Genomic DNA, 20340 nt, shown 5'->3' on the forward strand with positions numbered 1-20340 from the left:
AAATCATTATGCTATAAAAAAGGTGCACAGTATGCACAGTTGGTGCACACCGTATTCACCCTCATTTATTGTTAAATATCAATTAATTAAGTTGATGGTGCATAGGGTGCACAGTTGAGGGCTTCAAAAAGATTTATAGGGGGGTAGTGAACAAATCGCAGGATAATAAAGTTTATTTGTACATAATTTAAACTACGAAAGTTTTGTAGTTTACCTATCTCTTTCTTTTCACATTAAGCAATCAGTCTGGCGAAACAGCTGCCACCATTTTGATCATACCTTTGGCATAACATAGTTAGAAAGCTAACAATCATCACGTTTGTATCTATCTTATCGGTTGTTTATACAATTGTTCAGGTATCCGTGTATAAATATATGTATAAACAATAACAAAAAAGCCCTTAACAAATAATGAAAAGGGCTTTTTGATTCAATGTGTTATACGACTTCTATTAATTCATGCCGTATTTTTTCAGTTTCTTACGCAGTGTGCCGCGGTTAATGCCCATCATTTGCGCTGCACGCGTTTGGTTGCCACGGGTGTACTGCATTACCATGTCCAACAATGGCTGTTCAACTTCCGCCAATACTAGCTCATATAAGTCATTAACATCTTGACCATTTAATTGAGCAAAATAGTTCTTCAGTGCTTGTTTAACTGAGTCACGTAAAGGTTTTTGGGTCACCTGATCTTGTGAATTTACGGTGGCAACTGTTAGTACGTCTGAATTTACGCGTTGTTCGAACATAGTTCTGTCAGCTCTTTTATTTATTTACGCAAAAAATTTTCGAAATATGCTTCCAACGCCTCCAGCTGTTCGCTGGCATCCTCTATGGCGTTGAAGGAGCGCCGAAACTGGTCATCAGGGGCATGTTCCTTGAGATACCAAGAGACATGCTTGCGTGCAATGCGAGTTCCTTTGCCTTGACCGTAAAAGTCGTGCAACTCACGCACATGCTTTTGCATTATTTGTTGTACCTCTGCAATCGGCAGAGGGGGCAACAGTTCACCTGTGTCCAGATAGTGCTGGATTTCCCGAAAGATCCAGGGTCTTCCCTGAGCAGCGCGACCGATCATCAAAGCATCGGCTCCAGTGTAGTCTAATACTGCTCTGGCTTTTAGCGGGTCTGTTATGTCTCCATTCGCAATAATGGGAATAGAAACACTCTGCTTAACTGTCCGAATACTGTCGTATTCGGCTTCCCCTTTGAACAAACACTCGCGTGTACGTCCATGAATAGTGAGAGCCTGAATACCACAACGTTCAGCCAATTTGGCAATCTCTACACAGTTACGTTCATCAGGTGACCAGCCAGTACGGATCTTGAGAGTAACAGGAACATCTACCGCGTTAACCACAGCAGAGAGGATCTCTGCGACAAGGTCGGGATGACGAAGTAGTGCTGAACCGGCTAGCTTTTTATTCACCTTTTTTGCAGGGCAACCCATGTTAATGTCGATAATTTGAGCGCCACTATCTGCGTTTATTTTCGCAGCTGCCGCCATATCAACGGGATCACTTCCTGCAATTTGTACGGAGCGGATCCCCAATTCATCACTATGTACCATTCGTAATCGAGACTTGTCTGTCTGCCAAACCTGAGGATTGGAAGAAAGCATTTCAGAAACTGTCATACCCGCACCCATATCATAGCAAAGTGACCGAAAAGGTCGGTCTGTAACGCCAGCCATGGGAGCCGCGATAAGGCAATTTTTTAACTGATACTGTCCGATTCGCATAGATGAAAAGAGGGCCAAACTGTGACTGCAAGGGCGCGTATATTACGCATTTTTTGCCAGATATGAAAGGACAAAGTTTAACCAAATTGCGAAAAAAAGTTACTTTTTTACACTTGATTTTTTATGAATTGATTATTTAATCAATAAAAACATAATGTTATCTGTTTTTAAAAAATTAAAAATTGATGATATAGAATTGATAAACAAGTGGAACTAAGTAGAGTTTATCAGGCAAAAATGTGATTAATGCCTGATAAACAATAATTAAGTGAAATTTTAACGTAATGAGATTATCTCATTTTGGTTGATATTTGTTCGATGTTATTTTTTCACACCGGTAATACGGCACCACTCTTCTTTTTCGGCAACAGGATCTAAGTTAAATAGTCCTTCATAGGCGGCTGCTACACCTTCTGCTTGTGTCGCTAACACACCAGAAAGGCCTAGGTGTCCACCTTGACGTGGCAGTGTACTGATAACAGGTGCAAGTTCACGCAATGGACCTGCTAAAATATTGGCGACGACAACATCGGCACTGAGGTTATCAGGCTGGTCTTTTGCAAGATACAGTGTGAGTGCGTCAGAAACGCCATTACGCTGTGCATTATCACGGCTTGCTTGGATGGCTTGAGGATCGATATCAATACCAATTGCTTTAGCTGCACCCAGCTTTAATGCCGCAATAGCTAAAATGCCAGAGCCACAACCGAAGTCGATAACGGTTTTACCCTCTAGATCTAATCCATCAAGCCACTGAAGGCATAATGAGGTAGTAGGGTGGGTACCTGTACCAAACGCAAGGCCAGGGTCTAGCATGACGTTTACGGCGTTAGGATCAGGTACTTCACGCCAGCTTGGGCAAATCCATAAACGCTCGCCAAAACGCATCGGGTGGAAGTTATCCATCCATTCACGTTCCCAATCTTTATCTTCGAGTTGTTCAACTTTGTGCAGGAAGCCTTTACCGAGTAGTGGCGTATTTTCTAACATCGCCACAACGATTTTCATGTCAGTTTCTGCATCATATAAACCGATAACGTCAGTATCACCCCAAAGGCGAGTTTCACCCGGTAACGGTTCAAAAATAGGGGTATCGTGACTATCTTGGAAAGTCACTGAAACGGCACCGCTTTCAACCAATTCATCACCAATAGCTTCTGCATTAGCGGCGGTTGCATTAAGTCTTAATTGTATCCAAGGCATAATTAGTCTCTTTAAAAACGAATTCACTGTAATGATGCTGATTGAGGCAGAGTATGCTCTCCAAATCGATTAGCCACAAGAAACGCGACTAAGCTCAATAACAGTGATGGAACAATGGGGTGAAATCCAGCGATCTGGATGTTAAATGTCGCAAGGGTGGCATAGAGTGTGGCACCTGTGATCATGCCCGCAATAGCACCATAACGGTTAGCTTTTTCCCAATAAAGCCCAAGAACTAAAGGCCATAAGAAAACAGCTTGTAGGCCACCAAAAGCAAGTAAGTTAAGCCAAATAATCATTGATGGTGGGTTCCATGCTGCAAATAGCAGTAACACACCTAAAATCAAGGTCGAAAGGCTCGATAAACGAGAGATGCGTTTCTCGTTAGTTATCGCATGCGGAGCGATATTGAGATAGAGATCTTTGACCAAAGTTGCTGACGATTGTAACAGTTGCGCATTTATCGTCGACATAATGGCGGCCATAGGCGCAGCAAGGAAAATACCGGCTGCAATAGGCGGCAATACTTCAACCATTAATGTTGGAATAACTTGATCAGGAACCGTGAGATCAGGAATGATCGCCCGACCTAATGCGCCAGCAAAGTGCATACCAAACATCAATAATGACATCACGATTGTGCCAATAATGATCCCTTTATGCATGGCTTTACTGTCTTTGTAAGAGATGCAACGTACCGCAGTATGTGGCAAGCCAATAACACCAAAACAGACAAGTACCCAGAATGATGCCATAAACGGGCCACTTAAAATCCCATCAGCCCCTTGAGGAGAGGTTAATGCAGGATCGATGGTATTGAGTTTTTGTATCGCAATATCTAATCCACCTGCTTTATAGATAATGGCAAACAGGAGAATAAATGTACCAAGTAGCATCACAAGGCCTTGTAAGGCATCGTTTAATACGCTGGCTCTAAATCCGCCAATCGCAGTATACAGCGCAATGGAGATCCCAAAGATCAGCAAGCCGAATTCATAAGGAATGCCTGCTGCAGTTTCTAATAAGCGTGCTCCACCAATAAATTGAACAGTCATCGCGCCGACAAAAGCGACTAACAGGCTTAAACTGGCAAACCAGACGAGGAAACGACTTTTGTAACGAGCATAAAGCATGTCATTTAAGGTAACAGCATTATAACGGCGCGCTAAAATGGCAAACTTTTTCCCTAAAACACCCAAAGAGAGCCAAATAGCGGGAAGTTGGATCATTGAAAGTAATACCCAACCAATACCGTATTTATAGGCAGCACCCGGCCCGCCAATAAAGGAGCTTGCACTGACATAAGTTGCAGTGATAGTCATGGCTAGCACGAAGCCACCCATTGAGCGGTTACCAAGAAAATATTCGTTAAGAAATTCGCCTTTTTCGCGCTTACGATAAGCATAAGCTGACAGCAGAAAAACTAACAGAAGGTAGCCAATCAGTGGCACTATGACCTCAGTTTGCATCGTCATGCTCATCTCCTAACGGCATATCTTTGAAAAAGTAGCGCACCATCAGATAGCACAACAGAAAAAACAAAACAGGTAGGAATAAGCATGAAAGCTCAAACCAAAGAGGTAAACCAGTAATGCCTAGTGTGTTATCAGGTAAATAGGCGGTAATTAACCAACCCAACAAATACATAAAAGTTAAAATTAGGGCCCAAAGGGCTTCTTTGTGGGCCTGAACAAAACGTTTGTCCATCTGTTCTCCCAATCTTAATAGGGTTAAAAATGAATGGGAGGATTGTACGGGAAAGTGAGTATTGATTCAGTGAAAATTAATCACAAAGTCATGAGGGAATATTAAAAATAGATTATCTTATTGTTTTTAAATATAAATATGAAAGAAAACAGTACAGGTTTTAATTAAGAAATGCGTTTAATTTGTCCTCTATGGATCTGTTTATGGCGGGTCATCAGCAATAAAAAAGGCATAGTAAATAAACTATGCCTTTTTTTGTTAAGCGAGAAAGATTATTTCTCAGCTAAACCTAAACGTTTTTCAAGGTAGTGAATGTTTGTACCACCTTTTTGGAAATTCTCATCATTCATAATGAACTGGTGCAGTTCAATATTGGTTTTAATACCATCAATGATAAGTTCCGCCAACGCATTTTTCATACGAGAGATCGCGATTTCGCGTGTTTCACCATAAGTGATCAATTTACCAATCATTGAATCATAGTGAGGTGGAACAGTATAACCTGCGTAAATATGCGATTCCCAACGCACACCAAATCCACCTGGTGAGTGGAAGCGAGTAATTGTACCCGGGCTTGGCATGAAGGTTTTTGGATCTTCTGCGTTGATACGACATTCAATTGCATGACCATGAACGTTAACTTGATCTTGCGTTACTGATAAAGGTAAGCCAGATGCAATGCGTAACTGTTCTTTGATTAAGTCGATGCCTGTGATCATTTCTGTTACTGGATGTTCAACCTGAATACGGGTGTTCATCTCAATAAAGTAGAATTCGCCATTTTCATACAGGAATTCGAATGTACCTGCACCACGATAGCCGATTTCAATACATGCGTTCGCACAGCGTTCGCCGATATTTTTACGGATTTCAGGGGTAATACCTGGTGCTGGAGCTTCTTCAACAACTTTTTGGTGACGACGTTGCATTGAGCAATCACGTTCAGCCAAATAGATTGCATTACCTTGACCATCAGCCATAACTTGAATTTCAACATGGCGTGGGTTTTCAAGGTATTTTTCCATGTATACCATGTCGTTGCTAAATGCCGCTTTTGCTTCTGCACGCGTCATTGTAATGGATTGTTCTAGATCTTTTTCAGCACGAACAACACGCATACCGCGTCCACCACCGCCACCAGAGGCTTTGATGATAACTGGGTAGCCAATACGTTTAGCAATTTCAATATTTTTCGCAGTGTCGTTACCCAAAGGACCGTCCGATCCTGGTACACAAGGAACACCCGCTTTTTTCATCGCTTCAATAGCAGAAACTTTATCACCCATTAGACGGATGGTTTCAGCTTTCGGGCCGATAAAAATAAAGCCAGAGCGTTCAACTTGCTCTGCGAAATCAGCATTTTCAGACAGGAAACCGTATCCTGGATGAATGGCTTGTGCGCCACTGATCTCAGCCGCTGCGATAATTGCAGGGATATTTAGGTAACTTTTTGCTGAAGCAGCGGGACCAATACAGATAGTCTCGTCTGCCAGCAGAACGTGTTTTAAATCACGGTCTGCCGTGGAGTGAACAGCAACTGCTTTGATCCCAAGCTCTTTACATGCTCTTAGGATACGCAGTGCAATCTCACCACGGTTGGCAATGAGGATTTTTTCTAGCATGGACCTGCCTCGTTATTCGATAACAAAGAGTGGAGCGTCAAACTCAACGTTGTCGCCATCTTGGCAAAGGATAGATTTAACAACACCCGCTTTGTCAGATTCAATCTGGTTCATCATTTTCATTGCTTCAACGATGCACAGAGTATCGCCTACATTGACTTGCTGACCGACTTCAACAAATTTCTTAGCTTCAGGGCTTGGTGAGCGGTAGAACGTTCCGACCATTGGTGAACGAACAACGTGACCGCTGATTTCTTGCGTTGGTGTAGCCGCTGGTGTTTCTGGCGCTACAGGCGCAACTGCATTTGCTAATGCAGGTTGAGGTGCCACTGGTGCCGCAAAATATTGCTGAGGAGCCATTTGACCCTGAAGACCAGAGTTACGACTAATACGTACTGACTCTTCACCTTCAGAGATTTCCAGTTCAGAAATGCCAGACTCTTCGACTAGCTCGATCAGTTTTTTAATTTTACGAATATCCATGAGTTGATTCCGTACTCTTTTTGATGTTTTTTATTAAGACAAGCGGCTGACCGCTGCCTGTAAAGCAAATCGATAACCTTCTGCACCTAATCCACAGATTACGCCTGTTGCGATATCAGAGAGATATGAATGGTGACGGAAAGGCTCCCGACTGTAGACATTGGACAGGTGAATTTCAATAAATGGAATATTCACCCCTAATAATGCATCACGCAGTGCAACACTGGTATGCGTGAAAGCTGCAGGATTGATTAATATATAATCGACATTACCCCGAGCTGCATGAATTTTATTTATCAGCTCAAATTCAGCGTTAGACTGAAAATGACTGAGTTTCACATTTAATGCCTGAGCATCTGCTGACAAACTTTGAACGATATCATCCAGAGTTAAGTGTCCGTAGGTTTCCGGCTCTCTTGTTCCAAGCAGGTTTAAATTCGGACCATTCAGGAGCAAAATATGAAAATTTTCCGACATTATGCTTCTATCTCCGTCAATTCGTCAACGAAATGACAAAATAACCTGTGCTTTTCGTTTTGTCATCTTTTATTGTATCCATTGCTACGATACATATCACAAAGTCCGACATTATAGACATTTCACAGAAGATAACAGCAAAATACTGGTCTAATCAGGGAATGAAGGGTTTATTTTGATGAAAAGTTAAAAGTTTTTACAAGATTGTAAACGCGAGAAAGCAAAATAAACAGGTGTCTAAAAAATAATCATAACACCACGTTATTTATTGATGTCACTGGAAATCTGAACTTCTTTGAGAACAATCATCAATATATATCATAAATGTGATCTGAATCACAATTTCATATTCGTTTCACACACAAAGAAGCTTATTCTGGCACTAAATAAGGTGAATTAATGCCAGAAATAAGCAGATAAAAACCGAGAATTAGCAAAAAAATGCCGTAAACCCTCGCCTAATGCGGGTGGGGAGCAGTTACAGTTTTACTAAGGTTCTACCTGTCACTTGATTATCCATAATCATCTGAGCATAACGAGGAACTTCATCAAGTGTAATTTCTGTCATCGCTTGCTGATAGAACGTTTCTGGTAGTAATTTTAATAAACGTTGCCAAACCTGAGCGCGTTTTTCTGCTGGGAAATAAACAGAATCGACGCCTTGTAAGCGAACATTACGTAAAATAAAAGGCATGACAGTTGTTGGTAAAGAGAAACCGCCAGCTAATCCACAAGCCGCTACTGTTCCGTTATAGTTTGTCTGTGACAGAATATTGGCAAGAATTTGCCCACCTACGGTATCAATTGCACCCGCCCAGCGTTGTTTATCTAAAGCTCTGCCCGCAGGCTCAAACTCTTCACGAGTGATAATATTTTTGGCGCCAAGTTTGCGTAAATAGTCATGGTTACTCGCTCTGCCACTTAATGCGGTAACTTGATAGCCTAATGCTGTTAGCAAACTAATAGCGGTACTTCCGACACCACCACTGGCTCCAGTGACTAAAATATCACCACTTTCAGGTGTAATGCCGCCTTGTTCTAATGCCATCACACAAAGCATGGCAGTAAAACCCGCAGTCCCAATTATCATGGCATTTTTTAAAGAGAGTCCTTCTGGCACAACGGTTAACCAATCACCTTTTACACCTGCTTTTTGTGCAAGGCCGCCCCAGTGATTTTCACCTACTCCCCAGCCGGTTAATAAGACATGTTGACCAATGTGGAAGCGAGGATCTTCGGTGTGATGAACAACACCCGAAAAATCGATACCCGGTACCATTGGAAATTGGCGCAGTATTTTTCCCTTGCCCGTGATAGCGAGCCCATCTTTATAGTTAAGCGTTGAGTAATGAATATCGACAATAACCTCATGAATAGGCAGTATTTTTTCATCAATGTTTTGTACGTTGGTACTGAGTTTGTTGTCATTTTGTTCTACTAATAATGCTTTCATCTTGACCCCTCATCGATTTCTATTTGTGTCATGATAGGTGATTTTTTAGATCTCGTCGTGATTGTGCACAATATCTATTGTAATAATGAGACAAATAATCCTTTTTTAGTGTATAAACGGGGGTTCTACGTTTATTGGTGCAGAGATTATTCTGAGTTTTATATCTTGGTAATTAGATAACACCGTTAATGGGTTACGATTGGATAAAAATTAGCATTTCTCTTTATGCTCGAAATAAAGATAATGTGTTGTCTTAGAAGTATTCGAGGTGGGTACTTTGGTTGTTATCTCAGTCAAATTTTGCCAGTGAAACACCATTTAATATCAATAGAATAATTGTGCTTATTCAAATGAATAAATTTTATTTGAACTTGCAATGAGACTTTTGAGTCACAGTGTGGCAACTAAGTAAGATTTTTCTTTATTGATGTGAACGTTGTTTGTATTGTTACATAAGTCAAATATAAACAGCGTAGGATCGAAATTATGCGTTAATCGTTCTAATTAGCCCATTTTTATGCAGTTTTTTTCTGCTCCAATTGGGAAAAGTAACGTAGAATATTGTGCCTTTATGATTATTTACGTGTCCACTTTAATCTAAGTAGTGAATCGCGCCTTGTCGCTGCTTATTGTGGTTGATAGAGTAGACGGATTTTTCCGTCCCGGCTTGCAGGATTATCCTTTCGTATGTTTAAAAAATTTCGTGGCATGTTTTCCAACGATTTGTCTATTGACTTGGGTACCGCCAATACCCTTATTTATGTCAAAGGACAGGGTATTGTTCTCGATGAACCCTCCGTTGTCGCTATTCGCCAAGATCGCGCTGGCACATCAAAAAGTGTTGCAGCTGTAGGGCATGAAGCCAAACAGATGTTAGGGCGTACACCTGGGAATATCGCTGCTATCCGTCCAATGAAAGACGGTGTGATTGCTGATTTTTATGTAACCGAAAAAATGCTTCAGCACTTCATAAAACAGGTTCATAACAATAGCTTTATGCGTCCAAGTCCTCGTGTATTAGTTTGTGTACCAGTAGGAGCCACTCAAGTAGAACGCAGAGCTATCCGTGAATCAGCATTAAGTGCGGGTGCTCGTGAAGTGTTCTTAATTGAAGAACCTATGTCTGCGGCAATCGGTGCAGGCTTACCTGTTTCTGAAGCAACAGGCTCAATGGTGGTCGATATTGGTGGTGGTACAACAGAAGTTGCCGTGATTTCATTAAACGGTGTCGTTTACTCTTCTTCTGTTCGTATCGGTGGTGACCGTTTTGATGAAGCTATCATTAACTATGTGCGTCGTAACTACGGCTCACTGATTGGTGAAGCAACCGCAGAACGTATCAAACACGATATCGGTTCAGCTTATCCTTCTGATGAAGTCAATGAGATTGAAGTTCGCGGTCGTAACCTTGCAGAAGGTGTACCTCGTAGCTTTACTTTAAACTCTAATGAAATTCTTGAAGCATTACAGGAACCATTAACGGGTATCGTTAGTGCAGTGATGGTTGCATTAGAACAATGTCCACCAGAATTGGCCTCTGATATTTCAGAGCGCGGCATGGTATTAACTGGTGGTGGTGCATTATTACGTAACCTAGACCGTTTATTAATGGAAGAGACAGGTATTCCTGTGATTGTTGCTGAAGATCCTCTGACTTGTGTCGCTCGTGGTGGTGGTAAAGCATTAGAAATGATCGATATGCACGGTGGCGATCTGTTTAGCGAAGATTGAGATTAATTCTAACAAGGGAGAATGGATTCCCCCTTGATGAGAATATTAACACCTGTTCTTTTACTTCTCCGTGTGAGTGATCTTAGAGTTTATGAAGCCAATTTTTAGTCGGGGTCCTTCCCTGCAACTAAGATTAATAATCGCCGTGGTTGTCGCTATCTCTTTATTGATTGCTGATAACCGTATTGGTGCATTTTCTAAAGTCCGCCAGTATCTTGATACTGCTGTTAGTCCCTTCTATTTTCTTGCAAATGGTCCACGCCGTTTCCTTGATCAAATTTCAGAAACATTTGCCACGCGTGAGCGTTTACAATTTGAGAATCAAGCGTTAAGAAAAGAGTTATTAGTCCGTAGCGGAGAAAGCCAATTACTGGAGCAATTTAAGCAAGAGAATGCCCGTTTACGAGAATTACTTGGTTCACCACTGCGCCAAAATGAACAAATGACAGTAACGCAAGTTTTGTCTGGGAATAGCACGCCTTATCGAGATCAAGTGGTTATTGATAAAGGAACCAACGATGGCGTCTATGAAGGACAACCTGTTATTAGTGATAAAGGCGTTGTGGGACAAGTTATTGCCGTAAGTGAGCTTACGAGTCGTGTACTATTAATATGCGACACTTCTCATGCATTACCTGTACAAGTTTTACGTAACGATATTCGTGTTATAGCTTCTGGTGCGGGCTGTGCCGATGATTTATTGTTAGAAGCATTACCTGCCAATATTGATATTCGTGTAGGCGATGTTTTAGTGACATCAGGATTGGGCGGCCGTTTCCCAGAAGGGTATCCTGTTGGTGTGGTATCTTCAGTTAAAGTGGATAATCAACGGGCTTATTCCGTGATTAATGTTCGACCTTCAGCAGAGCTACAACGTTTACGCTATTTGCTTTTATTATGGAATGCATCAGACAAAATGGGAGAGCCTCCTCTACCTTCAGAGGTTTATCACGCAGCTAATGAGCGTTTAATGCAACTGATGCCTCAAGTTTTACCTAATTATGAACAAGCAGGGCCACCGCTTCCTCGTTCTATGTCTCAAGAGCCGTTAGACAGTACGACAGAAGAAACTAACGGAACCACGACACCAGCAACAACGCCTGCTGCAACAAATACACCTACTAGTACAAATAGAAGTAGGTAGACACGATGAATCCATATCAAAGTCGTGGGCGTTGGGTTGTTTGGCTCTCTTTTCTTGTCGCATTAGTTTTACAAATTATGCCGTGGCCAGAACAGTTAGAAGTGTATCGACCTATTTGGCCGATGTTATTTCTTATTTATTGGATAACAGCAATACCTCATCGTGTTAGTGTCGGAACCGCATTTGTCTTAGGTATGATTATGGATCTAGTCCAAGGAACTACCCTAGGTGTCAATGCATTGGCCTATACTTTAGTGAGTTATGTCATCGCCTTTAAATATCAGCTTTTTTGTAATTTAGCGTTATGGCAACAAGCCTTAGTGGTAATGTTAAGTGTTGTCGTTGTTGATCTTGCTGTATTTTGGGCAGAATTTTTACTTTCACCTGTGACTTTTCACCCTCAAGTATTCTGGAATAGCCCAGTCAGTGGTATTCTTTGGCCATGGCTTTATTTTTTACTTCGCAAAATCCGTCACCAGTTTTTAGTTCACTAAGTTATTGGATCATGGCGGTCACTTTTGCGTTACCGTCATGAGGACATTATTTGTGACCACACTTTACCTTGCTTCCAGCTCACCAAGAAGACGTGAACTTCTCGCGTTATTAGATGTTGAATTTAGTATTATCACGCCAGCAATTGATGAAATTTGGCAACAAGGTGAAAAACCAGAAGAGTATGTTCTTCGTTTAGCAAAAGAAAAATCACAAGAAGGTGTAAGACAAGCACCTCAAGATTATCCCGTTTTGGGCTCTGATACTATTGTGGTTTATGATGGTCATATTCTTGAAAAACCTCGTGATAAAACCCATGCCGCGCAAATTCTACGTTCACTCTCAGGCGCAACACATCAAGTGATGACAGCAATTGCTATCTCTAATAGAACACACACATTGAGTCAATTAGTCGTCACACACGTCACTTTTAGAGTGATGACAGAGAGTGAGATTAGCGCGTATATTGAGTCAGGAGAGCCAATGGATAAAGCTGGCGCTTACGGTATTCAAGGAAAAGGAGGCCGTTTTGTTCAACGGATTGAGGGGAGTTATCATGCTGTTGTCGGATTGCCTCTTGTTGAAACCGAAGCATTGATAGCTCAATTTTCGTCTCTAGCTAATGAGAAGGAGATTTCATGACAGCAGAGTTATTAGTGAATGTGACGCCTTCTGAAACCCGTGTCGCCTATATTCGCGGAGGCATACTTCAAGAAATCCATGTTGAAAGAGAAGCTAAACGAGGTATCGTCGGAAACATCTACAAAGGTCGGGTAAGTCGCGTATTACCCGGGATGCAAGCTGCATTTATTGACATCGGGCTGGATAAAGCCGCTTTTCTACATGCTTCTGATATTATGCCTCACACGGAATGTATTGCTGGAGAAGAGCAGAAGAAATTTAATGTTCGTGATATCGCGCAACTGGTGCATCAAGGGCAAGATTTAATTGTACAAGTGGTTAAAGATCCTTTAGGAACAAAAGGCGCTCGCCTTACCACGGATATTACATTGCCTTCTCGCTATTTAGTGTTTATGCCTGGTGCGTCTCATGTAGGCGTTTCTCAGCGAATTGACAGTGAAGAAGAGCGCGAGCGCTTAAAACAATTGGTTGAAGAGTATTGCGATGAAAATGGCGGCTTTATTATTCGTACCGCTGCCGAAGGTGTTGGTGAACACGAAATTAAGCAAGATGCTGCCTTTCTTAAACGCCTATGGAATAAAATCATTGAGCGTAAGAAAAGAAATAAAACCCGTATTCAAATTTATGGCGAATTAGCGTTAGCCCAGCGTATTTTACGTGATTTTGCAGGCTCTGAATTAGATAGCATACGAGTTGATTCTAAATTGACCTACAATCAACTACAGGAATTTATTGGTGAATATATTCCTGAATTAACCGCTAAACTTGAATTACACCAAGGTAATCAGCCTATTTTTGATCTCTATGGTGTAGAAAGTGAAATTCAGCGGGCTTTAGAGCGCAAAGTTGAATTGAAATCAGGAGGTTACCTGATTATCGATCAAACTGAAGCAATGACCACTATTGATATCAATACAGGGGCATTTGTTGGTCATCGAAATTTAGAAGAAACTATTTTTAATACTAATATTGAAGCAAGCCAAGCCATTGCCCGTCAATTACGGTTACGTAATTTAGGCGGTATTATCATCATTGACTTTATTGATATGAATAATGATGAACATAAACGCAGAGTATTGGCATCACTTGAACAAGCGCTAAGTAAAGATAGAGTGAAAACAACGATTAATGGCTTCTCTCAACTTGGCTTAGTAGAAATGACACGTAAAAGAACGCGGGAAAGCCTTGAACATGTGCTTTGTGATGACTGCCCAACTTGCCAAGGGCGAGGTACGGTAAAATCAGTTGAAACAGTTTGTTATGAGATTTTACGTGAAATAGTGCGCGTGCATAAAACGATTGATGCAGATCGCTTCTTAGTTTACGCCTCCTCAGCAGTTGCAGAAGCATTAAAAGGCGATGAATCACATGCATTAGCAGAGGTTGAAATTTTTGTCGGTAAACAAGTGAAAGTGCAAACTGAGCTACTCTATAGTCAGGAGCAATTTGATGTGGTGATGATGTAATGGATTCGCCTTCCTAATGAATATGATGGCAGAAAGGAGACAAAAATGAAGCGGCTGCCTAAATACCTGTTAGTGATAACAGTTTTTTGCCTCATCGTTTTTGCCTTGGTATTAAGCGGATTTCGCTACTTTCTGCCACGCTTAGATAGTTATCGCCCTGAAATAGAAACGTATCTTACGAAGCAACTCAATAGCCCTGTCTCAATGACAAAGATCACGGGGGAGTGGCAAAATTTTGGTCCTGATATTCAAGTGGAAGGACTGAATATTACCAATAAAGATGTGAACGTTACGGCAGAAAAAGTCACTTTTTCTTTTGACGTGTGGCGTTCATTATTCGCTTTTCGTCTTCATTTTCGTGAACTGACCTTTGAACAGTTATATGTTAATTACCAACAGCCAATTTTTACGGGGCAAAGTGGTGATATTACCTTAACCGAACCTGATGATATTTCTTCACTTTTTCTCGAACAGTTTGATCGTTTTAAACTGATTGAAAGCCGTTTTATTTTTTTAACCCCTTCAGGAGATACCAGTACATTACATGTGCCTGAATTAATGTGGTTGAATCAGAAAAATCGTCACCGAGCTCAAGGTGAAGTCACTCTTGATACACCCATTAATCATTATGGGGGGTTAAAGGTACGCCTTGATCTCTATACCAAAGAGAACGGTTTGATCGATAACGGTAAAGTATTTCTTACCGCAGATGACATCGATATCTCACCTTGGCTTAGTCAGTGGGTAAAAAATAATAGTGGCGTAGGTGAAGCTAAAGCCAGTTTGTCTAACTGGATTGAAATTACTCAAGGGCGTATTACTGGAAGTCAGTTGCAAATTCATCAAGGTGAAATGGATTGGAGTAGTGATGGAACCTCGCACGTATTAAATGTTGAAGACTTAATTTTACGTATGAGAAGGCAAGAAAATGGCTGGCTTGCGGATGTTCCTTATACTCGAAAAATTACAATGGATGGTGAAGAGTGGCCTGACGGTTATTTAGCGGTGCTTTATCAACCAAAAGAAAAACAGCATGATGAAGCATGGCGCATTCGCGCCAAGAATATTGAGTTAGATAGGTTATATGCTGTATTGCCATTATTCTCTTTTTTAACACCTGATTTTGTTCGCCAGTGGCAGTATCGCCAATTTTCTGGTGTGGTTAATGACTTTGCATTAGATCTCACTCCAGAAAACTTCGAGCAAAGCGCTATTAATCTCTCTTGGGAAAATGTGAGTTGGAAGCGTTGGCAAGAGATCCCCTCAGTACAGCATTTCAGCGGGCAATTAAAAGGGAGTATGCAACGTGGTGAGCTTAACTTTGCCCTAGCAGATAGTGAAATAGACACGGGCGAATTATTTAAAGCACCGTTGAATATTGAAAAAGGGAAAGGAACGGTTTATTGGCAACATTCAGGGGATAACCTGTCTCTTTGGAGCCAAGGGCTCGATGTTAAAGCTACATCAGCATGGGTTGCGGGCGATTTTCGTTATGAGAAACAAGGTGAAGATCAGCGTCTTTCCATTTTATCAGGTGTTAGAGTTACAAATGCGGGTGATACATGGCGTTATTTGCCTGAGGAGTATGTCGGGAAGGCACTGACTCAATATCTCTCAGATGCGATTATTGCGGGTAATATCGATAATGGAACCTTTATTTTTGATGGCGATCCCGCTGATTTTCCTTTTGATAACCACAAAGGATGGTTCCAAGTTTATGCGCCCGTCAAACACGCGACCTTTAAATTTGATAGTGAATGGCCTGCGTTATTTGATCTCGATATTAATCTAGACTTTAAAAATGACGGCTTATGGATGTCTTCTGCACAAGCAAAAGTGGGTAAAGCGACAGCCACGAATTTAAGTGCAGTCATTGAAAGCTATCGACAAGAAAAAATCTTAATTAATGCGGATATTCAAGCCACAGGCGACGAGCTGAAAGAGTATTTCTTAGATTCTCAAATGGCGAGTATTGGTCATACACTTGAAGAGCTAAAAGTAGCGGGAAAAATTGACGGTACATTGAAACTTGATATCCCCTTTGGTGGTGATGAGGTTGTGGCTTCTGGTGAGGTTAATTTAAAAAATAATGATGTCACTTTGAACTTCATGGATACCACATTGAAAGGCGTGAGTGGGCAGTTTCGTTACCATAATGACAAACTTGAAAGTGATACATTAACGGCTAATTGGTTTGGGCAGCCGCTTGCTTTCTCATTTACAAGTCACAATGATACGGATAATTATCAGGTTGATGTCGGCTTAAAAGGCCAATGGGATATTCAAAAAATTCAAGGGTTACCTAGCGATATTCAACATAAGTTTAGTGGTGTATTTCCATGGCATGGCAACGTTAATGTTAAGATCCCCGAAAAAGGTGATGTTGATTATCAAGTCGATTTAACCGGAAATATCAATGCATTAAGCAGCAAGTTAACAGCGCCTGAAACACAGGATTTAAAAAATTCACCACCTATTGTGATTTCTGCCAAGGGTAACAGTGAAACCTTAACCGTGAATGCCAGTGCTGAGAAACAGTGGAAACTTAATAGCCAGTGGGCATTAGGAAAACAGCTACGTTTATTACAAGGCCATGTTGTTTCTTCTTCTATTAAATTACCTGAATTAAATTCACAACAACGCTTAACTATCGCTCTTAAAGGATTAGAGGGGGATAAATGGTTGCCGACATTAATGGCTTTTTCGTCTTTAACGCCGTCTGAAAATGAAGTCACTTTTCCTGATAATGTGCATATCAGTTTGCCTGATTTAAATTTTGCAGGGCAAAAATGGCGTAATCCTCAAACTGAGATTATGCGCGTTAGTGAAGGGGTAAAATTTGCCTTTTCAGGAAGTGAATTACGAGGCGATGTGTTTATTCCTGAAGCATCGACACCTTGGCAAGTGAATATTAATTATCTCTATTTTAATGGTGCAACCCTATCTCAAGAAGAAAAACCGTTAAAAATGGCAAACACTTCTGATGTGAATGCATTGAAGTTTTCAGTTAAAAACATTCCTTCTATTGATTTTGAGTGCCGAGAATGTTGGGTAAATGGCTTGCTTTTAGGGAAAATTGAAGGTTCGTTAAAACAAAATCAGGGTGCTTTATTTCTAACTGACGGTAAGTTGGAAAATAGCAGCGGTGAATTGTCTGTTAATGGTGTGTGGTCTGAAGATAATGCAGGTAATAATACGACGAAGTTAATAGGTAAATTAAAAGCGGAAGAAATTGATGAAATGGCCGCTTATTTCGGTTTTATTATTCCTATTATCCAGTCCCCACTTTCTGCTGATTTTTCATTACAATGGCGTGATACGCCGTGGAATTTTAATCTGGCGACCTTAAATGGTGATATTAAATCTGTCTTAGGGAAAGGGCGTATCGAAAAAGTGAATGTTGGACAAGCGGGTAAATTACTGCGCCTTGTGAGTTTTGATGCGCTTTTACGTAAATTACAGTTTGATTTTAGGGATACTTTCAGCGAGCATTTTGAGTATGACTCGATTAAGAGTGAAATTACGATCAATCAAGGTATTATGAATGCTGAGAGTGTCCGAGTTGATGGTGTTATTGCTGATATTGCGATAAGTGGGAAAGTTGATTTACTTGAACGTAAAATGGACCTACAAGTTGTGGTAACGCCAGAGATTTCAGCAACTGTCGGTGTTGCTACGGCTTTCGCGATAAACCCAATTGCAGGCGCCGCAGTGTTTGCGGCATCAAAGGTTCTGGGGCCACTTTGGAGTAAGATTTCAGTTATCCGTTATCATGTGACCGGAACTATGGAACAACCCAAAATTGACGAAGTACTGCGTCAGCTTAAGGAGAATCAGGCGTTATGAAAAAAGTTAATGTCGCACTTTTGCAACTTTGTAGCGGTAAAAACACAAAAAATAATCTGGCGCAAATTGAGCAACAGATTAAGCAATTACCCGATTCAGTGAAGCTTGTATTAACACCTGAAAATGCGTTACTTTTTTCGAACTCTAAAGATTATCATAAACATGCTGAAGTTCAGGGCGATGGGCCTTTACAAAATGCTATCGCTAAAATGGCTCAGCGCTATAAAGTGTGGATCTTAGTCGGTTCTATGCCATTGATTAGTCGAGACTCCCCAGACCAAATTACCAGCAGTAGTTTGGTGTTTGATGATGAAGGTGTTATTCGTGCTCGTTATGACAAAATCCATATGTTTGATGTCAGTATTGATGATGAGCAAGGCGAATATAACGAATCTTCTATTTATCAACGCGGTGAGCGCCTAACAGTCGTTGATACTCCGGTTGGGAAATTAGGTTTAACAATCTGTTATGACTTACGCTTTCCAGGTATTTTCCAAGCATTAAGAGAAAAAGGGGCAGAGATAATCTCTGTACCAGCGGCTTTTACCCGTTTAACAGGTAAAGCGCACTGGGAGCCTTTATTACGTGCTCGTGCCATTGAGAATCAGTGTATTATCTTAGCGCCAGCACAAGTGGGTACACATGATACGCGCCGGACTTGGGGTCATACGATGGCGATTGATGGTTGGGGTAAAGTCTTGAAAAAGAACCCTGATGCTGTTAGTGCGCTAACGCTGAATGTTGGTGTCGAAAGTCTACACGGTATGCGTGAACAGATACGGGTTGTAAAACATAACCGCTTTCGCCCGAAACTGACCCACTTAATCAAAAAAGTTAAGGATAAAGAAGAATTATGAGTTTAGCTGTTGTCAGCGAAAGTCTGTTGGAAGCAAACAAACTTAGTTTAGATGATTTAGCATCAACACTAGAGCAGCTTGCACAGCGTCAAATTGATTATGGTGATCTTTATTTTCAGTCAAGTTATCACGAGGCTTGGATCCTAGACGATCAGATTATTAAAGATGGCTCTTACAATATTGATCAAGGTGTTGGTGTTAGAGCAATTTACGGTGAAAAAACCGGTTTTGCTTATGCAGACCAACTAACGCTTAATGCACTTAACCAAAGTGCTCATGCTGCACGAAGTATTGTTCAGGCTAAAGGTAATGGTCGCATCCATACTTTAGGTGCTATTCAACATTCTCCGCTATACAGCTTAAACGATCCTCTGCAAAGCCTCTCTCGTGAAGAGAAAATTGCGCTATTGCATGAGGTAGATAAAGCGGCTCGCGCTGAAGATAAACGCGTTAAACAAGTTAATGCGTCATTAACAGGTGTTTATGAGCATGTGCTTGTTGCAGCAACCGATGGCACGTTAGCCGCCGATGTGCGTCCTTTAGTTCGTCTTTCAGTGAGTGTGCTGGTGGAAGAAGATGGCAAACGTGAGCGTGGCGCAAGTGGTGGCGGTGGTCGTTTTGGTTATGATTATTTCCTAACTAAAGTCGATGGTGAAAGCCACGCTATCACTTATGCGCGTGAAGCTGTGCGTATGGCATTAGTGAATTTATCTGCAATTGCGGCACCTGCGGGAACGATGCCTGTTGTATTGGGCGCAGGATGGCCAGGTGTGTTATTGCATGAAGCAGTCGGTCATGGATTAGAGGGGGATTTCAATCGCCGTGAAACCTCTGTATTTTCGGGACGCATTGGCGAGAGAGTAACTTCTGAGCTTTGTACTATTGTTGATGATGGCACAATTGAAGGTCGTCGTGGCTCTGTGGCTATTGATGATGAAGGTGTACCAGGTCAATACAATGTTTTAATCGAAAACGGCATCTTAAAAGGCTATATGCAAGATAAGATGAACGCGCGTTTAATGGGGGTTGCACCAACGGGAAATGGTCGTCGTGAATCTTACGCGCATCTTCCTATGCCTCGTATGACAAACACTTACATGTTAGCAGGTAAGTCTTCACCAGAAGAGATTATTGCCAGTGTTGATCGCGGTATTTACGCACCAAACTTTGGTGGCGGTCAGGTTGATATTACATCGGGCAAATTTGTTTTCTCAACCTCAGAGGCTTATTTAATCGAGAATGGAAAAATAACCAAACCAATTAAAGGAGCAACTCTAATTGGTTCAGGTATTGAAGCTATGCAACAAGTTTCTATGGTAGGTAATGATCTTGCTTTAGATAAAGGGGTTGGCGTTTGTGGTAAAGAAGGACAAAGTCTCCCTGTTGGTGTGGGTCAACCAACGTTGAAGCTTGATAAAATCACGGTTGGCGGTACAGCTTAATTATCGCTATCGTTATTTGTCAGTATCTATTGAA

The 20340-nt window shown here is 41.3% G+C and carries 17 protein-coding genes; 8 read left to right on the forward strand and 9 right to left on the reverse strand.

Translation table 11 applies throughout. The annotated features are described in order from the left end of the window. Positions 1-452: 452 nt before the first annotated feature. The 9 genes from fis to ACNART_RS03890 all read right to left on the reverse strand — a co-directional run bounded on the left by fis (position 453) and on the right by ACNART_RS03890 (position 8686). Positions 453-749, reverse strand: a complete 297-nt coding sequence (gene fis / locus ACNART_RS03850) for a DNA-binding transcriptional regulator Fis (RefSeq protein ID WP_004245342.1) — start codon at positions 747-749, stop codon at positions 453-455. A gap of 20 nt (positions 750-769) precedes the next feature. Next, complete coding sequence (dusB, locus tag ACNART_RS03855) at positions 770-1741, reverse strand: tRNA dihydrouridine synthase DusB (RefSeq protein WP_069368388.1); 972 nt, start codon at positions 1739-1741, stop codon at positions 770-772. A gap of 321 nt (positions 1742-2062) precedes the next feature. Next, positions 2063-2944 carry a 50S ribosomal protein L11 methyltransferase gene (prmA, locus tag ACNART_RS03860; protein WP_198619269.1) on the reverse strand — a complete coding sequence of 294 codons (882 nt, stop codon included), beginning with the start codon at positions 2942-2944 and terminating at the stop codon, positions 2063-2065. A gap of 23 nt (positions 2945-2967) precedes the next feature. Then, positions 2968-4413 carry a sodium/pantothenate symporter gene (gene panF / locus ACNART_RS03865; protein WP_198632139.1) on the reverse strand — a complete coding sequence of 482 codons (1446 nt, stop codon included), beginning with the start codon at positions 4411-4413 and terminating at the stop codon, positions 2968-2970. Next, positions 4403-4651, reverse strand: coding sequence for a YhdT family protein (locus ACNART_RS03870; protein ID WP_023582900.1), 249 nt, complete (start codon positions 4649-4651; stop codon positions 4403-4405). Before ACNART_RS03870 ends, panF begins: the two co-directional genes overlap by 11 nt. Positions 4652-4923: 272 nt before the next feature. Beyond that, positions 4924-6273, reverse strand: a complete 1350-nt coding sequence (accC, locus tag ACNART_RS03875) for an acetyl-CoA carboxylase biotin carboxylase subunit (RefSeq protein WP_109371980.1) — start codon at positions 6271-6273, stop codon at positions 4924-4926. 12 nt (positions 6274-6285) lie between these two features. Further along, complete coding sequence (accB, locus tag ACNART_RS03880; RefSeq protein ID WP_023582895.1) at positions 6286-6756, reverse strand: acetyl-CoA carboxylase biotin carboxyl carrier protein; 471 nt, start codon at positions 6754-6756, stop codon at positions 6286-6288. A gap of 33 nt (positions 6757-6789) precedes the next feature. Continuing rightward, the gene (gene aroQ, locus ACNART_RS03885; protein WP_006535378.1) at positions 6790-7233 is read right to left on the reverse strand and encodes a type II 3-dehydroquinate dehydratase; all 444 of its coding nucleotides are present in this window, start codon (positions 7231-7233) and stop codon (positions 6790-6792) included. Positions 7234-7711: 478 nt separating this feature from the next. Then, positions 7712-8686, reverse strand: coding sequence for an MDR family oxidoreductase (locus tag ACNART_RS03890; RefSeq protein WP_198619271.1), 975 nt, complete (start codon positions 8684-8686; stop codon positions 7712-7714). Positions 8687-9373: 687 nt separating this feature from the next. Here ACNART_RS03890 and mreB point away from each other — a divergent pair. The 8 genes from mreB to tldD all read left to right on the forward strand — a co-directional run bounded on the left by mreB (position 9374) and on the right by tldD (position 20306). Next, positions 9374-10417: a rod shape-determining protein MreB gene (gene mreB, locus ACNART_RS03895; protein WP_023582893.1), complete on the forward strand. Its 1044-nt coding sequence runs from the start codon at positions 9374-9376 to the stop codon at positions 10415-10417. A 91-nt stretch (positions 10418-10508) separates the two neighbouring features. Then, positions 10509-11561, forward strand: coding sequence for a rod shape-determining protein MreC (gene mreC, locus ACNART_RS03900; protein WP_109371976.1), 1053 nt, complete (start codon positions 10509-10511; stop codon positions 11559-11561). A 5-nt stretch (positions 11562-11566) separates the two neighbouring features. Further along, positions 11567-12055, forward strand: a complete 489-nt coding sequence (mreD, locus tag ACNART_RS03905) for a rod shape-determining protein MreD (protein WP_100159963.1) — start codon at positions 11567-11569, stop codon at positions 12053-12055. Positions 12056-12107: 52 nt separating this feature from the next. After that, positions 12108-12695, forward strand: a complete 588-nt coding sequence (locus ACNART_RS03910) for a Maf family protein (RefSeq protein ID WP_196532389.1) — start codon at positions 12108-12110, stop codon at positions 12693-12695. After that, complete coding sequence (gene rng / locus ACNART_RS03915; RefSeq protein WP_109371972.1) at positions 12692-14161, forward strand: ribonuclease G; 1470 nt, start codon at positions 12692-12694, stop codon at positions 14159-14161. Before ACNART_RS03910 ends, rng begins: the two co-directional genes overlap by 4 nt. A 45-nt stretch (positions 14162-14206) precedes the next feature. Further along, positions 14207-18007 (forward strand): AsmA2 domain-containing protein YhdP, encoded by a 3801-nt coding sequence (yhdP, locus tag ACNART_RS03920; RefSeq protein ID WP_198625946.1) that lies wholly within the window; start codon positions 14207-14209, stop codon positions 18005-18007. Further along, complete coding sequence (gene nit1, locus ACNART_RS03925) at positions 18004-18864, forward strand: deaminated glutathione amidase (RefSeq protein ID WP_151434176.1); 861 nt, start codon at positions 18004-18006, stop codon at positions 18862-18864. The genes yhdP and nit1 overlap by 4 nt, the downstream gene beginning before the upstream one ends. Further along, positions 18861-20306: a metalloprotease TldD gene (gene tldD / locus ACNART_RS03930; protein WP_109371966.1), complete on the forward strand. Its 1446-nt coding sequence runs from the start codon at positions 18861-18863 to the stop codon at positions 20304-20306. The genes nit1 and tldD overlap by 4 nt, the downstream gene beginning before the upstream one ends. Positions 20307-20340 lie beyond the last annotated feature (34 nt).

It is taken from the genome of Proteus sp. LHD240705 (assembly GCF_047921555.1).
Taxonomy (GTDB): Bacteria; Pseudomonadota; Gammaproteobacteria; order Enterobacterales; family Enterobacteriaceae; genus Proteus.

Bases quoted from the DNA above. Each gene is read 5' to 3' on its own strand.
- ACNART_RS03890 (WP_198619271.1), bottom strand. From the start codon at position 8,686: ATGAAAGCATTATTAGTAGAACAAAATGACAACAAACTCAGTACCAAC.
- yhdP (WP_198625946.1), top strand. From the start codon at position 14,207: ATGAAGCGGCTGCCTAAATACCTGTTAGTGATAACAGTTTTTTGCCTC.
- nit1 (WP_151434176.1), top strand. From the start codon at position 18,004: ATGAAAAAAGTTAATGTCGCACTTTTGCAACTTTGTAGCGGTAAAAAC.
- prmA (WP_198619269.1), bottom strand. From the start codon at position 2,944: ATGCCTTGGATACAATTAAGACTTAATGCAACCGCCGCTAATGCAGAA.
- mreD (WP_100159963.1), top strand. From the start codon at position 11,567: ATGAATCCATATCAAAGTCGTGGGCGTTGGGTTGTTTGGCTCTCTTTT.
- rng (WP_109371972.1), top strand. From the start codon at position 12,692: ATGACAGCAGAGTTATTAGTGAATGTGACGCCTTCTGAAACCCGTGTC.
- accC (WP_109371980.1), bottom strand. From the start codon at position 6,273: ATGCTAGAAAAAATCCTCATTGCCAACCGTGGTGAGATTGCACTGCGT.
- mreC (WP_109371976.1), top strand. From the start codon at position 10,509: ATGAAGCCAATTTTTAGTCGGGGTCCTTCCCTGCAACTAAGATTAATA.
- dusB (WP_069368388.1), bottom strand. From the start codon at position 1,741: ATGCGAATCGGACAGTATCAGTTAAAAAATTGCCTTATCGCGGCTCCC.
- accB (WP_023582895.1), bottom strand. From the start codon at position 6,756: ATGGATATTCGTAAAATTAAAAAACTGATCGAGCTAGTCGAAGAGTCT.
- mreB (WP_023582893.1), top strand. From the start codon at position 9,374: ATGTTTAAAAAATTTCGTGGCATGTTTTCCAACGATTTGTCTATTGAC.
- tldD (WP_109371966.1), top strand. From the start codon at position 18,861: ATGAGTTTAGCTGTTGTCAGCGAAAGTCTGTTGGAAGCAAACAAACTT.
- aroQ (WP_006535378.1), bottom strand. From the start codon at position 7,233: ATGTCGGAAAATTTTCATATTTTGCTCCTGAATGGTCCGAATTTAAAC.
- fis (WP_004245342.1), bottom strand. From the start codon at position 749: ATGTTCGAACAACGCGTAAATTCAGACGTACTAACAGTTGCCACCGTA.
- ACNART_RS03870 (WP_023582900.1), bottom strand. From the start codon at position 4,651: ATGGACAAACGTTTTGTTCAGGCCCACAAAGAAGCCCTTTGGGCCCTA.
- panF (WP_198632139.1), bottom strand. From the start codon at position 4,413: ATGCAAACTGAGGTCATAGTGCCACTGATTGGCTACCTTCTGTTAGTT.